This is a genomic window from Segnochrobactrum spirostomi (assembly GCF_009600605.1).
Taxonomy (GTDB): Bacteria; Pseudomonadota; Alphaproteobacteria; order Rhizobiales; family Segnochrobactraceae; genus Segnochrobactrum; species Segnochrobactrum spirostomi.
In genome coordinates, this window is sequence record NZ_VWNA01000001.1 from 3,512,015 (window position 1) to 3,525,922 (window position 13,908).

General features: G+C 67.2%; 12 protein-coding genes and 1 pseudogene. 6 read left to right on the forward strand and 7 right to left on the reverse strand.

The annotated features are described in order from the left end of the window. Nucleotides 1-42: 42 nt before the first annotated feature. Entirely contained in the window at nt 43-1,326 is a 1,284-nt protein-coding gene (locus tag F0357_RS15855; protein ID WP_246161489.1) for an NRAMP family divalent metal transporter, read from the reverse strand. A 374-nt stretch (nt 1,327-1,700) separates the two neighbouring features. Here F0357_RS15855 and F0357_RS15860 point away from each other — a divergent pair, with 374 nt between their 5' ends. Next, nucleotides 1,701-2,855: an alpha-hydroxy acid oxidase gene (locus tag F0357_RS15860; RefSeq protein WP_153484140.1), complete on the forward strand. Its 1,155-nt coding sequence runs from the start codon at nt 1,701-1,703 to the stop codon at nt 2,853-2,855. Between the two features lie 104 nt (nt 2,856-2,959). Here the strand turns inward: F0357_RS15860 and F0357_RS15865 are convergent, their stop codons facing one another. From F0357_RS15865 to carB, 3 genes are all read right to left on the reverse strand, one after another. Continuing rightward, nucleotides 2,960-3,298 carry a hypothetical protein gene (locus tag F0357_RS15865; RefSeq protein ID WP_153484143.1) on the reverse strand — a complete coding sequence of 113 codons (339 nt, stop codon included), beginning with the start codon at nt 3,296-3,298 and terminating at the stop codon, nt 2,960-2,962. 286 nt (nt 3,299-3,584) lie between these two features. After that, on the reverse strand, nt 3,585-4,061 hold the full coding sequence (gene greA / locus F0357_RS15870; RefSeq protein WP_153484145.1) for a transcription elongation factor GreA: 477 nt from the start codon (nt 4,059-4,061) through the stop codon (nt 3,585-3,587). A 172-nt stretch (nt 4,062-4,233) separates the two neighbouring features. Continuing rightward, nucleotides 4,234-7,551: a carbamoyl-phosphate synthase large subunit gene (gene carB, locus F0357_RS15875; protein WP_153484147.1), complete on the reverse strand. Its 3,318-nt coding sequence runs from the start codon at nt 7,549-7,551 to the stop codon at nt 4,234-4,236. 225 nt (nt 7,552-7,776) lie between these two features. Here carB and F0357_RS15880 point away from each other — a divergent pair, with 225 nt between their 5' ends. After that, nucleotides 7,777-8,391: an ATP-dependent Clp protease proteolytic subunit gene (locus tag F0357_RS15880; RefSeq protein ID WP_153484149.1), complete on the forward strand. Its 615-nt coding sequence runs from the start codon at nt 7,777-7,779 to the stop codon at nt 8,389-8,391. Between the two features lie 368 nt (nt 8,392-8,759). Continuing rightward, nucleotides 8,760-9,560, forward strand: coding sequence for a YdcF family protein (locus tag F0357_RS15885; protein ID WP_153484151.1), 801 nt, complete (start codon nt 8,760-8,762; stop codon nt 9,558-9,560). On the opposite strand, the gene F0357_RS15890 is transcribed toward F0357_RS15885, so the two are convergent. Next, complete coding sequence (locus F0357_RS15890; protein WP_312861617.1) at nt 9,515-10,258, reverse strand: DUF599 domain-containing protein; 744 nt, start codon at nt 10,256-10,258, stop codon at nt 9,515-9,517. The two genes, F0357_RS15885 and F0357_RS15890, sit on opposite strands and share 46 nt — an antisense overlap. Nucleotides 10,259-10,456: 198 nt before the next feature. On the opposite strand from F0357_RS15890, the gene F0357_RS15895 reads away from it, so the two are divergent. Beyond that, nucleotides 10,457-11,116 (forward strand): glutathione S-transferase family protein, encoded by a 660-nt coding sequence (locus F0357_RS15895; RefSeq protein WP_312861618.1) that lies wholly within the window; start codon nt 10,457-10,459, stop codon nt 11,114-11,116. A gap of 7 nt (nt 11,117-11,123) precedes the next feature. Here F0357_RS15895 and F0357_RS15900 read toward each other — a convergent pair whose 3' ends face one another. Both F0357_RS15900 and F0357_RS15905 read right to left on the reverse strand, forming a co-directional pair. Then, nucleotides 11,124-11,546 carry a type II toxin-antitoxin system VapC family toxin gene (locus F0357_RS15900; protein ID WP_312861619.1) on the reverse strand — a complete coding sequence of 141 codons (423 nt, stop codon included), beginning with the start codon at nt 11,544-11,546 and terminating at the stop codon, nt 11,124-11,126. Beyond that, nucleotides 11,543-11,788, reverse strand: coding sequence for a FitA-like ribbon-helix-helix domain-containing protein (locus F0357_RS15905; protein ID WP_153484153.1), 246 nt, complete (start codon nt 11,786-11,788; stop codon nt 11,543-11,545). Before F0357_RS15905 ends, F0357_RS15900 begins: the two co-directional genes overlap by 4 nt. 306 nt (nt 11,789-12,094) lie before the next feature. On the opposite strand from F0357_RS15905, the gene cysS reads away from it, so the two are divergent. Then, entirely contained in the window at nt 12,095-13,474 is a 1,380-nt protein-coding gene (gene cysS / locus F0357_RS15910) for a cysteine--tRNA ligase (RefSeq protein WP_153484161.1), read from the forward strand. A gap of 101 nt (nt 13,475-13,575) precedes the next feature. After that, nucleotides 13,576-13,695 (forward strand): annotated as a pseudogene (locus tag F0357_RS25625) (GFA family protein); the annotation flags it as partial. Nucleotides 13,696-13,908 lie beyond the last annotated feature (213 nt).

Sequence of the window (13,908 nt, forward strand, 5' to 3'; positions counted from 1 at the left end):
GAGTTGGTTTCGATCTGCACGCCAAGGTGGTGTTGCTCGGCCTCAGGACTGGAAGATGCCGGCGATGCCGGAATAAACTCCGAGGACGCACATCACGCCGGTGACGCTCCAGACGAGCACGGCGTAGCGGCCCTTGAGCCGGTAGGGGTCCGGTAGCGCCTTCTGCGAGAGGAGTACCAGGAAGCCGAGTACGATCGGCAACAGCAGGGCGTTCAGCACCTGGACGAAGATGTTGATGTCGATGAGGTTCGCCCCAGACAGCACGATCGAGACGCCGACCACCAGGACCGCGGCGTAGACGACGTAGAACCACGGCGCCTGCTGCACACCGTCGCCGAGGCTGCGGCGGTAGCCGGTGATTTCGCCCATGCCCCAGGCGGCAGTGAGGCTGACCACGATGGCGGCGACGAGGGAGGCGCCGACGATGCCGAGCGAGAAGAGGATGCGGCCGGCGTCGTAGCCGAGATGCGGCGTGATGGCGTCGCTGATCTGCTCGACGGTGTTGAGGTCGACGCCGCCTTCGTTGTGCGCCCACAAAGTCGCCGCGGTGGTGACCAGCATCGCGATCATCACGAGCTGGGTGACGACCGAGCCGATCGCCGTGTCCCACCGCGAGTGCTTCAGGTGCTCTGTCGTGAGGCCTTTGTCGACGACCGCGGACTGTTGATAGAAGATCATCCACGGCATCACGACGGCGCCGATATTGGCGGCGACCAGAAACAGATATTGCGAATTGCCGACCGGGAAGCTCTTGAGCCCGGCGATCATCTGGTCCGTCTGCGGGCCGGACAGGATCATGGTGGCGAGGAAGACGAGTTCGAACAGGCCGACGCCGATCGCGATGCGCTCGACGCGCTTGTAGGAGCCGGTCACCACCATCACCACGAGGAAAAGGGTGACGGCGCCGGTCGAGGCCCACATCGGGACGCCCCACATCAGCCCGACGCCGGCGACGCCGCTCATCTCGCAGATGATCGCGCCGGTGCAGGCGATGACGAGGGTCGAGATCGACAGCCACGCCCACTTGCGGCCGAAATGGGCCTCGATGAGCTCGCCATGGCCCTTGCCGGTGACGACGCCGAGGCGAATCGTCAGCTCCTGGACCATGTAGACGATCGGGATCAGGATGATCTGGGCCGACAACAGGGTGTAACCCCACTGCGCGCCGCTCTGCGCCGCCGTTATCAGGCTGCCCGCATCGGTATCCGCCAGCATGACGACGAGGCCCGGCCCCATCACGGCGAGATAGGTGGCGAGCGCGGACCACCGCGTGCGGCCGAGCGACGACGCTCTACCGGACCCCAACGTGCGTTCGATGTTCGACATTTCAATCCCCGCGGACCACGGACCCCGTCTTCTGCTAGGAAGAATTCGCGGAACCGTCAAGTATTGTATATTGAACTTATTCTAATGAAACACACGGCGATTGTTTCAATTTGGAAAAATATAGCACGAACGGTCGGCCGCTTCCTCGAATTCGACGGATATGCAGAAAGCCCCGGTAAAAATTGGCGCGAAGTCTCGATACCATCTTGGGTGGAGCGGGGATGCCGACGGGCTCATGGTCGGTGATGTCGTTCCTTCATCCTTGCTGCGACCAATTCATGGGTTTCGCTCCTCTTGACGGCGCGCAATATTCGTTGCGGTTAGGAGGACGTAGTTCGTTTCGCGTCCGTCAGACGTCCCTCCGAAGGCCTGCCATGCCCGTCATCACCTGCGTCGAAGACCTGCGCCGCCTCGCCAAGCGGCGCGTGCCTAAAATGTTCTACGATTATGCGGATTCCGGTGCGTGGACGGAGAGCACCTACCGGGCGAACGAGACCGATTTCGGCCGAATCAAGCTGCGCCAGCGCGTCGCCGTGGACATGCGCGACCGCACCCTCGCGAGCACCATGATCGGCATTCCGGTGGCGATGCCGCTCGCCCTGGCGCCGACCGGACTCACGGGGATGCAGCACGCCGACGGCGAGATCCTCGCGGCGCGGGCGGCGGCCAAGGCCGGCGTGCCGTTCACCCTCTCGACCATGAGCATCTGCTCGATCGAAGACGTCGCCGAGAACACGAATGCGCCGTTCTGGTTCCAGCTCTACGTGATGCGCGACAAGGTGTTCGTTGAACGCCTGATCGACCGGGCCAAGGCGGCACAGTGCTCGGCGCTGGTGCTGACGTTGGATCTGCAGATCCTCGGCCAGCGCCACAAGGACATCCGCAACGGCCTGACCGCCCCGCCGCGGATGACGGTGCCGAACATCATCAACCTCGCGACCAAGCCGCGCTGGTGCCTCGACATGCTGCGCACCAAGCGGCGCACCTTCCGCAACATCGCCGGTCACGCCGAGGGGGTGACGGATCTGAGCTCGCTCTCGGCCTGGACGGCGGAGCAGTTCGATCCGGCGCTGAGCTGGGACGACGTCAAGCGCATCAAGGACCGCTGGGGCGGCAAGCTGATCCTGAAGGGCATCCTTGACGCGGAGGACGCGGTGAAGGCGGCCGAGAGCGGCGCCGACGCGATCATCGTCTCGAACCACGGTGGCCGCCAGCTCGACGGGGCGCTCTCGTCGATCGCCGCGCTGCCGGCGATCGTCGCCGCGGTGGGCGACCGCATCGAGGTGCTGATGGACGGCGGCGTGCGCTCGGGTCAGGACGTCATCAAGGCGGTGGCGCTCGGCGCCCGGGGCGTCTTCATCGGCCGCGCCTTCCTCTACGGCCTCGGCGCCGGCGGCGAGGCGGGCGTCACCAAGACGCTCGAGGTCATCCGCAAGGAGCTCGACATCACCATGGCTCTGTGCGGCCTGCGCGACATCCAGAGGGTCGACGGCAACATCATCGCCGAGAACCCGTTCGCGGTGCGCTGAGCGCCGCTGGAAAAGCGAACGGCCCGATGCGGAGCACCGGGCCGTCGGCCTCGGAAGCTGAGAGACGGGTGAGAACGCCTGGCGTCCACAAACCCGCTCCCCCCTCAGAAAATGTCGTGCCAGAGGTCTTCTGCACCGCTGGCGACGTCTCCTGCGACATCGGCGATGCCATGGGCGACGGCGCCGACGCCCGCGCCGATCCCCGCGCCCAGCGCGGTGAGCCCGCCGGCGACGAGCAGGTTGGCGCCCTCCGCCAAGATCGCCACGGCGCCGTTCACGGCAATCGCCGGCGCAGCCAGCACGGCGAAGGCGGCGAGGCCGACGCCAGCACCCACGCACAGCCCGATCTCGGCACCGGTCATGCCGCCGTTCACCCGGGCCAGTTCGTTGTCGGCGAGCAGCGCAGCGTTGCTTCCGACGGTCTCGATTGCAATCGCGTTCATAGTCGGATCTCCGTTTGCTTGCGGGCGCTTCTATTCGCTGGCGCTCGTTAAGTATCCGAGGCGTTGTTGCCTCGTTTTCGATGGCTTGACTCTGCGCCTGACGGAGATCGGAGGCAAATTAAAGGGAGTTCATGTCCTCGAATTCATGTTGGCGCTGAAGACGGGCGGTGCGCCTGATGCGGGCCTGACGGGGAGGGGAGGAACGGCGGCGCACAAACGCGAACAGGGCCGCGAGCGGCCCTGCGATCTGGTGGTCGGAATGATCGGGAACGGCGTGCGGCGACGCTCAGGCGCCGAAGCGCACCCCGGTGATCTCGAACGAGCGCGCCCCACCGGGGGCGACGACCTCGACCGAATCGCCGATGGTCTTGCCGATCAGCGCGCGAGCGATCGGCGAGGAGATCGAGACGCGGCCCTGCTTCACGTCGGCTTCGCTGTCGCCGACGATCTGATAGACCTTCTGCTCCTCGGTATCTTCGTCGAGCAGCGTAACCGTCGCGCCGAACTTCACCGTGTTCCCGGAGAGCTTCGACACGTCGATCACCTCGGCGCGCGACAGCTTGTCCTCGAGCTCGGCGACCCGGCCCTCGTTGAGGCTCTGCTGCTCCTTCGCCGCGTGATATTCGGCGTTCTCGGACAGATCGCCGTGGGCACGGGCTTCCGAGATGGCTTGAATGATCCGCGGCCGCTCCACTTGGGTGCGATGCTTCAGCTCGACCTCGAGCGCCGTGTAGCCGGCGGCGGTCATCGGTATCTTTTCCATTCGGTCCTCGACTTCTCAGCTCGGTGCCGTGCGCCGGCGCGGGCTTTCGCCGCGTGCGCCGCCGCACCGCCGTTCGCATCCGCGCGGCCATAGCCGGCGGGAGCGCGACAAAAAGCAACCGGACCGAGCCTTCGCCGCTTAGGGGCAGCGAAGGGCCGATCCGGCAACGATCTCACGCATCCGCAGCGAAATAGGATTGGAGCGGACGCACTTCAAGCACGCCGGTTGCGTAGGCCGCAATGCCCTGGGCCGCTGCGACCGCCCCGGCGACGGTCGTATAATACGGCACCTTGTGGTGCAGGGCAGCCCGGCGGAGCGACCGGCTGTCGGCGAGTGCTTGCGCGCCTTCCGTCGTGTTGATGACGAGCTGCACATCGCCGTTGGTGATAGCATCGACGATGTGCGGGCGCCCTTCAAGAACCTTGTTGATCTTCGAACAGGGGATACCGTTCTCGGCAAGGTAGCGCTGGGTTCCGCTCGTCGCGACGATCTTGAAACCCTGGCCGACGAGGGTGCGGCAGGCTTCCAGAATTCGGATCTTGTCGGAATCGCGGACGGAGACGAAGGCGGTGCCGCCGGTCGGCACGCGGGTGCCGCCGCCGAGCTGGGACTTCGCGAAGGCCATCGGGAAGCTTTTGTCGAGCCCCATGACTTCGCCCGTCGAGCGCATCTCCGGACCGAGCACGGTGTCGACTCCGGGGAAGCGGGCGAACGGGAACACGGCTTCCTTCACCGCCACGTGGTCGAGCGGCTTCGATTCGAGCCCGAACGAGCCGAGCGCTTCGCCGGCCATCACCCGGGCGGCGATCTTTGCGATCGGCACGCCGATCGTCTTCGCCACGAACGGCACGGTGCGCGAGGCGCGCGGATTGACCTCGAGGACGTAGATCTCGCCGTCCTTGATCGCATATTGGACGTTCATCAAGCCGCCGACCTCCAGGGCGAGGGCGAGGGCTTTGGTCTGGCCCTCGAGCGCGGCGAGGAGCTCGGGCGAGAGCGAGCGCGGCGGCAGCGAGCAGGCCGAGTCGCCAGAATGGATGCCGGCTTCCTCGATGTGCTCCATGATCCCGCACACGAAGACGTCCTCGCCGTCGGCGAGGGCATCGACGTCGACCTCCACCGCGTCCGCGAGGTAGCGGTCGAACAGGAGCGGCGACTTGCCGAGCACCGTGTTGATCTGGCCGGTCTTGTCGTTCGGATAGCGCGTCTTGACGTCCGGCGGCACCAGAGCGGGGAGGGTGCCGAGCAGGTAGTCGGAGAACGTGCTCTCGTCGTGGATGATCTCCATCGCACGGCCGCCGAGCACGTAGGAGGGGCGCACCACGAGGGGGAAGCCGAGCTCCGCGGCGACGAGCCGGCTCTGCTCCACCGAATAGGCGATGCCGTTCTTCGGCTGCTTGAGGCCGAGCTTGTCGAGCAGGCGCTTGAAGCGGTCGCGGTCCTCGGCGAGGTCGATCGCGTCGGTGCTGGTGCCGAGGATAGGGATGCCGGCATCGGTCAGGCGTTCGGCGAGCTTCAGCGGGGTCTGGCCCCCGAACTGCACGATGACGCCTTGAAGCGTCCCGTTCTGCTGTTCGACGGCGAGCAGTTCGAGCACGTCCTCGGCGGTCAGCGGCTCGAAATAGAGCCGGTCCGAGGTGTCGTAATCGGTCGACACGGTCTCGGGATTGCAATTGACCATGATCGCCTCGATGCCCTGCTCGCGCAGGGCGAAGGCGGCGTGGCAGCAGCAATAATCGAACTCGATGCCCTGACCGATGCGGTTCGGGCCACCGCCGAGAATGACCACCTTGCGACGGTCGGACGGCTGCGCCTCGCTCACCGGGGCGCCGGCGAAGGGCGTCTCGTAGGTCGAGTACATGTAGGCGGTCGGCGAGGCGAACTCGGCCGCGCAGGTATCGATCCGCTTATAGACCGGACGCACGCCGAGATCGTGGCGCAGCTTGGCCACCGCGGCTTCGGTGGTGCCGCCGAGGCGAGCGAGCCGGTTGTCGGAGAAGCCCTGCGCCTTGAGGCGGCGCAGCGCGCCGGCGGTGGTGGGCAGGCCGACCGCCTTGATCTTCGCTTCGGTCTCGACGATGTCGCGGATCTGATCGAGGAACCAGCGATCGACCTTGCAGGCTTCGTGGATCTGCTCGACGTCGAACCCGAACCGCATCGCCTGGGCGACCACCAGAAGCCGGTCCGGCGTCGGCTGGCCGAGCGCGGCGCGGATCGCGTTCTTGTCGTCGCCCTGGCCGAGGCCGGCGATCTCGATCTCGTCGAGGCCGTTCAGTCCGGTTTCCAGGCCCCGCAGCGCCTTCTGCAGGGATTCCTGGAAAGTGCGGCCGATCGCCATGACTTCGCCGACCGACTTCATCGCCGTGGTCAGCGTGGGCTCAGCACCGGGGAACTTCTCGAAGGCGAAGCGGGGGATCTTGGTGACGACGTAGTCGATCGTCGGCTCGAAGGAGGCTGGCGTCGCGCCCTGGGTGATGTCGTTCTCGAGCTCGTCGAGGGTGTAGCCGACGGCGAGCTTCGCCGCGATCTTGGCGATCGGGAAGCCGGTCGCCTTGGAGGCGAGCGCCGAGGAGCGCGACACGCGCGGGTTCATTTCGATGACGATCAGCCGTCCGTCCGCCGGGTTGACCGCGAACTGGACGTTGGAGCCGCCGGTCTCGACGCCGATCTCGCGCAGCACCGCCAGCGAGGCGTCGCGCATGATCTGATATTCCTTGTCGGTCAGCGTCAGCGCCGGCGCGACCGTGATCGAATCGCCGGTGTGGACGCCCATCGGATCGATGTTCTCGATCGAGCAAATGATGATGCAGTTGTCGTCGCGATCGCGGACGACCTCCATCTCGTATTCCTTCCAGCCGAGCACCGATTCCTCGATCAGCACTTCGGTGGTCGGCGAGGCGTCGAGGCCACGCTCGACGATCTCCAGGAACTCCGACTTGTTGTAGGCGATGCCGCCGCCGGTGCCGCCCATGGTGAAGGAGGGGCGGATGATCGCCGGCAGGCCGATATCGTCGAGCGCCTTGATCGCTTCGGCGATCGAATGGGCGAGGTGGGAGCGCGGCGTCTCGAGGCCGATCTTGGTCATCGCCTCGCGGAAGCGCTCGCGATCCTCGGCCTTGTCGATGGCGTCGGCGGTGGCGCCGATCATCTCGACGCCGAACTTTTCGAGCACGCCGGCCTTCTTGAGCGATAGGGCGCAGTTCAGCGCGGTCTGGCCGCCCATGGTCGGCAGGAGCGCGTCGGGGCGCTCCTTCTCGATGATCTTGGCGACCACCTCCGGGGTGATCGGCTCGATATAGGTGGCGTCGGCCATGTCCGGATCGGTCATGATCGTCGCCGGGTTCGAATTGACGAGGACGATGCGGTAGCCCTCGGCGCGTAGCGCCTTGCAGGCCTGGGTTCCGGAATAGTCGAACTCGCAGGCCTGTCCGATGACGATGGGGCCCGCCCCGATGATCAGAATGGATTTGATGTCGGTGCGCTTCGGCATGTCGGCCCGTATCGATCGGCGCGCGCGTCACCCCGGCGGGTCGCCCCGCGTGGTTCAGCGGCAAGTCTGATGAAAGCTCGCGGGCTTATAGGGCAAACGACGCCTTCCGCAAAGGGCATCCGGCGCGAGCGACGGGTTTGCGCCGGTCGCTTGGCTGTCCTAGATAAGAGGCATCCCTTCGCGAGGGCGTCCGTCCTCGCTCCCGCGACCCGCACGAGTTCCGGCATGACGAATTATGCGACCGCGCTTCCCCGCCTCGACGACGAGGAGGAAGACGAGAAGACCAAGACCCCGGCTTCGATTCCGGTCGACCGCCACCTGTTCGATGCCCGTACGGTTCTGATCACCGGCGGCATCACCCAGGAACTCGCCCGCGACGTGACGGCGCGCCTGTTCGCGCTCGCCCAGGTCTCTGCCGATCCGATCAACGTGATCGTGTCGTCCCCCGGCGGTCACGTCGAATCGGGCGACATGATCCACGACGCGATCAGGTTCATCCGCCCGCGGGTGCGCATCCTCGGCATGGGCTGGGTCGCGAGCGCCGGTGCGCTGATCTACGTCTCGGTGCCGAAGGAAGACCGCTTCTGCACCCCGAACACCCGCTTCCTGCTGCATCAACCGTCGGGCGGCACCGGCGGCCCGGCGACGGACATCGAGATCCAGGCCCGCGAGATCATCAAGATGCGCGACCGCCTGAACCACCTGTTCTCGGTGGCGACCGGCCAGCCGATCGAGCGCATCGCCAAGGACACCGACCGCGATTATTGGATGAGCCCGGAAGAGGCGATCGCCTACGGTCTCGTCGGCTCGGTGGTGACCTCGGTCGATCAACTCGCCTGAGGCGGGTGCGTTTCGCTCGACGCGATCGGCTTCCGGTCACGCTGCCCGGACGCGTAGGTTGAGTAAGGCGAGGCTTAGACTTCGCTTTGGTTGGCACTCGCGAAGTTGCGGCCCAACCCCCTCCAAGAACACGACCTTTACCCCTCCCCTGTCAGGGGGAGGGGTGGCGCGCAGCGCCGGGGTGGGGTCCGGCTGGGCACGGCTTTTCCGCCGCGCCCAAGCCCCGAACGCCCCGCCCGCGGCCACGGCGCCTTACGGCGCCGGACCCCACCCTGACCGGCTCCGCCGGTCTGTCCCTCCCCCTGGCAGGGGAGGGACTTGGGCGGTGTGGGTGAGGCACCCCCGTTCGCTGCATTCGAGGACTGGCCATGGCGCCGATCGCAAGCTTGCTGGCGAGCCTCGTCGCGCTGCCCTCGAACCTCCTCGTCCTCTTTCTCGTCGCCGGCCTCGCCGCGCTGGGTCTCAGCCGCCGTCGCCTCGGGCTGACGCTCGTCGGCCTCTCGGCGGCGGGCTTCCTCGTCCTCGGCGTGCTGCCGGGCGGATTTCTCCTGCTCGAAGGCCTCGAAGATCGCTTTCCGCCGCCCGCGCCGCCGGCGCATGTGGACGGCATCCTGCTGCTTGGCGGCTATCTCGACACCGCGACCCTCGAGACGCGCGGCCGCCTGACGCCGCTCGCCTCGATCGATCGTCTTCTCGCCGCGGCCGAGCTCGCGCGCCTTTATCCGGACGCCCGCATCGTCGTGACCGGCGGCGAGAAATATGGTCTCGCCTTTCCCGGGCAACCGCCCGAGGCCGAGGCGGCGGCGCGACTTCTCACAGAGATGGGGATCGATCCGGCGCGCCTCGTCGTCGAGCCCCGCGCCGTGAACACCTGGGAGAACGCCGTCCTGTCGAAGCCCCTCGCGGCGCCGCGGACGGGAGAGACCTGGCTCCTCGTGACCTCCGCCGCCCACATGCCGCGGGCCGTCGGCGTCTTCCGCGCCGCCGGCTGGCCGGGCCTCGTTCCGTGGCCGGTCGATTTCCGCACCCGCGGCGGCTGGGCGACATGGCGGCAGCTTCGCGCCGTCTCGACCGGTCTCGCCGCCGCCGATGCCGCCGTGCGGGAATATGCTGGCCTCGTCGCCTATCGGCTCGCCGGGCGCTCGTCGTCGCTGTTCCCGGGGCCATGAGCGGCCGCCTCGCGCATTGCGGCCAGCGCGGGGAAGATCGGGTTCGACCAGAATTGCCGGCGGATCAGGACCAGGATGATGAGTGCGGTCGCCGCCATGAAGGGGATGGGGCCGGCGAACCAGCCGAGATAGCCGATCGACAGGAAGAAGGCGCGCAGACCGAGATTGAAGTGCATCCCGGCATTGACCGCCATCTCCGACACCCGGGCGAGCGCACGGCGTCCCTCGGCGGTGTCGACTTCGTCCGGCGGCGGCACCGCGCCGAGCAGGATCGAGGTGTAGTTGAACAGCCGGTAGGACCAGCCGAACTTGAAGAAGGCGTAGGCGTAGATCAGGACGAGGCCGAGCCCCTTCAATTCCCACAGCACGCGGGTCGCCCCAATCGGGACCGCGAGATCGGCGAAGATCGCGATCATCCGGTCGGTCGAGTTCAGGAGGGCGAAGGCGCCGCCGATCGCGAGCACGCTCGTCGAGGCGAAGAAGGCCGTGCCGTTCTGCAGCCCGCTCATGATGGCGGTATCGACGATGCGCACCTCGCGCCGCGCCATCATCTCCATCCAGGCGAAGCGCTGCCGCTGCATCGCATGGGAGAGCGAGCGCACCTTCAAAGGCGAATGATCGACGAGAAAAGCGAAGCCGCCGGAGGCGAGCACGAACCAGAAGAGCGCCATGAGGTCGAGGCGGGTCACGGCCGACACGGGAAATGCCTTTCTCGCTCCCGCCGGCACCCGGACGCCGGCGCGGTTTCCGCCATATGACCGGGCCGCCGGCACCGGCGCAACCGCGGCGCGCCGCCCGCCGATCCATCGCCGCCGGTGATCTGACGATCAGCCGATTTCGTTGGTGCCGCCTTCGGCGTCGGTGCACTCTGCCGTCATTGCCCGCGGAGGCTTCCGGTGTCGCTCCATCTCGTGATCGCCAACAAGCGCTACTCGTCCTGGTCGCTGCGGGCGTGGCTCGTCCTCGCGCACTTCGAGATCCCGTTTACCGAGACGCTGATCCCGCTCGACCGGCCCGACACCCATGCACGGATCCTGGAGCTCTCCCCGTCGGGCCGCGTGCCGTGCCTGATCGACGGTAGCGAGCGGGTGTGGGATTCGCTCGCCATCATCGAGACGCTCGCCGAACGCTTCCCGGATCTTCCCGTATGGCCGCGCGCTGCCGCGGCGCGGGCCCGCGCCCGAGCCATCAGCGCGGAGATGCATGCGGGCTTCGGCGGCCTGCGCTCGGCCTATCCGATGAATCTGGGCAAGAGGTTCGCCCGCAAGGCGCGCGGCGGCGAGGCGGCGGCCCGCGACATTGCCCGCGTCGAGGCGATCTGGCGCGAGACCCGGGCGGAATTCGGCGCGGGCGGTCCGTTCCTGTTCGGCGCCTTCTCGGCGGCGGACGCCTTCTACGCCCCCGTGGCGACCCGCTTCGACACCTACGATGTGCCCGTCACCCCCGAGACGCGGGCTTATATCGACGCCGTCCTCGCGCTCCCGGCCCTGGTCGCCTGGCGCGAGGCGGCTCTGGCCGAACCCTGGCTCGTTCCGTCGGACGAAGTCGAGGATTGAGGCGGCATCAGTCGTCGGACCACTGATTGACGACATCGAGATCGCAACCGGCGAAGTCTACGACGTTTCGCGTTGCGAGACGCAGGCTCGCGGCGCGTGCAATGGCGGCAATCTGAGCGTCCGCGTGGCTGATCGGTCGCCCGCTGCGGCGACGGGCAGCGGCGATATCGGCATAAAAGCCGGCGGCTCGCCGGTCGAAATCGAGAATGCGACCGCTGAAGTCTTCATCGACCATCACGCGGATGGCGTTGCTGATGGCATCGCGACGTCGCCCAGCGGGCAGTAGAGCCGCGCCATACAGAAGCTCAGCGACGCTGATGCTGCTGAGGAAGAGATCGGCCGCGTTGCGCCGCCCGACCCATGCCTCGACGCCCCCGTCCGGCGAAGAACGCATCAGCTCGGAGACGACGTTCGTATCGAGTAGGATCACGGCTCGAAGCGCGCCGGTTCGGGCATCTGGTCGCGTGGCGTCGGCGGCAGGTCGACCTCGAGGCCGGCGAACCGTGCCCGGATGGCCTCCGCAAGATTGCGAGCGGCAGGCTTCCGCGGTTCGAGAGCGGCGCTCAGGATATGGCGAGCCTCGTCCTCGACCGAGCGGCCGTTCGCCGCGGCGGAGGCCCGCAACTCTGCTTCGAGGCGGGCATCGATGTCTCGGATCACGACACTGGCCATGGGCTCCTCCGTGCTCGAAGGCCGGATCGTACAGAACGAAGATAAGGCCGTTTCGACGGGCTCGCCAGCCCGGATGCGGGCACGGATGCTGCCCCTTCTCCCCCGATCCGCTTGACGTCGGCAAGCCGATCGGTCAAAGCAAGGGGCGAGGAAACAGCGCGGTGAAAGCGTCGATGCACGCGATCCACCAGTTCGGAAAGATTATTTGCGGCTAGCTTGAACGCTGGCTGCCGCTGCATCCTTTTCCCTTCAATCCCCCGAGGAAACGGACGCCCGGCCAGCGAGGCTGAGGGAGCGTCGTATTCCATGTCGGTCGAGACCGGTTCGCCCGGATTGAAGCTCTACAACACGCTGACGCGGGAGAAGGAGATCTTCGTCCCGATCAATCCGCTCAACGTGCGGATGTATGTCTGCGGGCCGACGGTCTACGACTTCGCCCATATCGGCAATGCGCGGCCGGTCATCGTGTTCGATCTCCTCTACCGCCTGCTGCGCCACCTCTACGGCACCGATCAGGTCGTCTATGTCCGCAACGTCACCGACGTGGACGACAAGATCAACGCCCGGGCGGCGGAGCGCGGCGTCTCCATCCGCGAGCTCACCGAGGCGACGCTCGCCCAATATCACGCCGACATCGACGAACTCGGCTGCCTGCGGCCGACCCACGAGCCGCGGGCGACGGACTATATCCGCCGCAGCGACGGCTTCATGGACATGGTCACGCTGATCGAGATGCTGATCGCGCGCGGCCATGCCTACGTCGCCGAGGGCCACGTGCTGTTCCACGTGCCGTCGATGCCGGATTATGGCCGGCTGTCGCGCCGTCCGCTCGACGAGATGATCGCCGGTGCCCGGGTCGACGTCGCCCCCTACAAGCGCGATCCGATGGATTTCGTGCTGTGGAAGCCCTCGAAGGCGAACGAGCCGGCCTGGGAAAGCCCTTGGGGGCCCGGCCGGCCCGGCTGGCACATCGAGTGCTCGGCGATGTCCGGTGCGCTCCTCGGCGACGTGTTCGACATCCACGGCGGCGGCATCGATCTCGTGTTTCCGCACCACGAGAATGAGATCGCGCAATCGCGCTGCGCCCACGGCACGGGCACGCTCGCCAACGTCTGGATGCACAACGGCTTCCTGATGGTGGAGGGCGAGAAGATGTCGAAATCGCTCGGCAACTTCGTCACCATCCGCGAGGCGCTCGGCGATTGGCCGGGGCCGGTGGTGCGCCTCAACATGCTCAAGACGCATTATCGCCAGCCGATCGACTGGACCTTGAAGGGTCTCGAGGAGACGAGCCGCATCCTGGCTCGCTGGGGCGAGGCGGTCGCCGCCGATCCGGACGCGGTGTCGAGTCCGGGCGAGGGGGTTCTCGAGGCGCTGTGCGACGATCTCAACACGCCGCGCGCGATCGCCGAGCTCTACCGCTCCGAAGACCGGCCGGCCGAACTCGCCGCCTCTCTGCGCCTGATCGGGTTCGACCCGGCCGCGCTGGTGCCGGACGCGTCGAAGGCGGGGGTGGACGAGGCTTTCGTCGCCGAGCGCATCGCCGCCCGCCTCGCGGCGCGGCGCGCTAAGGACTTCGCCGAGGCCGACCGCATCCGCGCCGAACTCGCGGCCGCCGGCATTGTGCTCAAGGACACCAAGGACGGCACCGACTGGTCCGTCGATCCGACGATGCGGGGACGCTGAACCGTGAACCCGCCGCGCAATCCGTACCCCTCCGCGGTCATCCCCGGGCCTGTCCCGGGGACCCAAGGGCGGCCTGCGCGGCGGATCGCAAGGAGCCAGGCATGAGCGCTGAGACCATCCTGACCGGCGGCTGCCAGTGCGGTGCGGTGCGCTATCGCATCCGCGGCGAGATTCTGAAGCCGTCGGTCTGCCATTGCCGGATGTGCCAGAAGGCGTTCGGTGCCTATTTCGCGCCGCTCGGCTCGGTGAAGACCGCTTCGCTCGACTGGACGCGGGGGGGCGCCTGCCGTCTTCCGCTCGTCGAGCATCGTCACCCGCGGCTTCTGCGCCGCCTGCGGCACGCCGCTGACCTACGCGCTCGACGGCGAAGACGAGATCGCGATCGCGCTCGGCAGCCTCGACGATCCCGCCGCGGTCGAGCCGGTCATCGAATA

What these genes read in the sequence shown, in the direction of transcription:
- greA (WP_153484145.1), bottom strand. Translation starts at nt 4,061, where the DNA reads ATGGAAAAGATACCGATGACCGCCGCCGGCTACACGGCGCTCGAGGTC.
- F0357_RS15905 (WP_153484153.1), bottom strand. Translation starts at nt 11,788, where the DNA reads ATGGCCAGTGTCGTGATCCGAGACATCGATGCCCGCCTCGAAGCAGAG.
- F0357_RS15880 (WP_153484149.1), top strand. Translation starts at nt 7,777, where the DNA reads ATGACGAATTATGCGACCGCGCTTCCCCGCCTCGACGACGAGGAGGAA.
- F0357_RS15860 (WP_153484140.1), top strand. Translation starts at nt 1,701, where the DNA reads ATGCCCGTCATCACCTGCGTCGAAGACCTGCGCCGCCTCGCCAAGCGG.
- carB (WP_153484147.1), bottom strand. Translation starts at nt 7,551, where the DNA reads ATGCCGAAGCGCACCGACATCAAATCCATTCTGATCATCGGGGCGGGC.
- F0357_RS15855 (WP_246161489.1), bottom strand. Translation starts at nt 1,326, where the DNA reads ATGTCGAACATCGAACGCACGTTGGGGTCCGGTAGAGCGTCGTCGCTC.
- cysS (WP_153484161.1), top strand. Translation starts at nt 12,095, where the DNA reads ATGTCGGTCGAGACCGGTTCGCCCGGATTGAAGCTCTACAACACGCTG.
- F0357_RS15865 (WP_153484143.1), bottom strand. Translation starts at nt 3,298, where the DNA reads ATGAACGCGATTGCAATCGAGACCGTCGGAAGCAACGCTGCGCTGCTC.
- F0357_RS15885 (WP_153484151.1), top strand. Translation starts at nt 8,760, where the DNA reads ATGGCGCCGATCGCAAGCTTGCTGGCGAGCCTCGTCGCGCTGCCCTCG.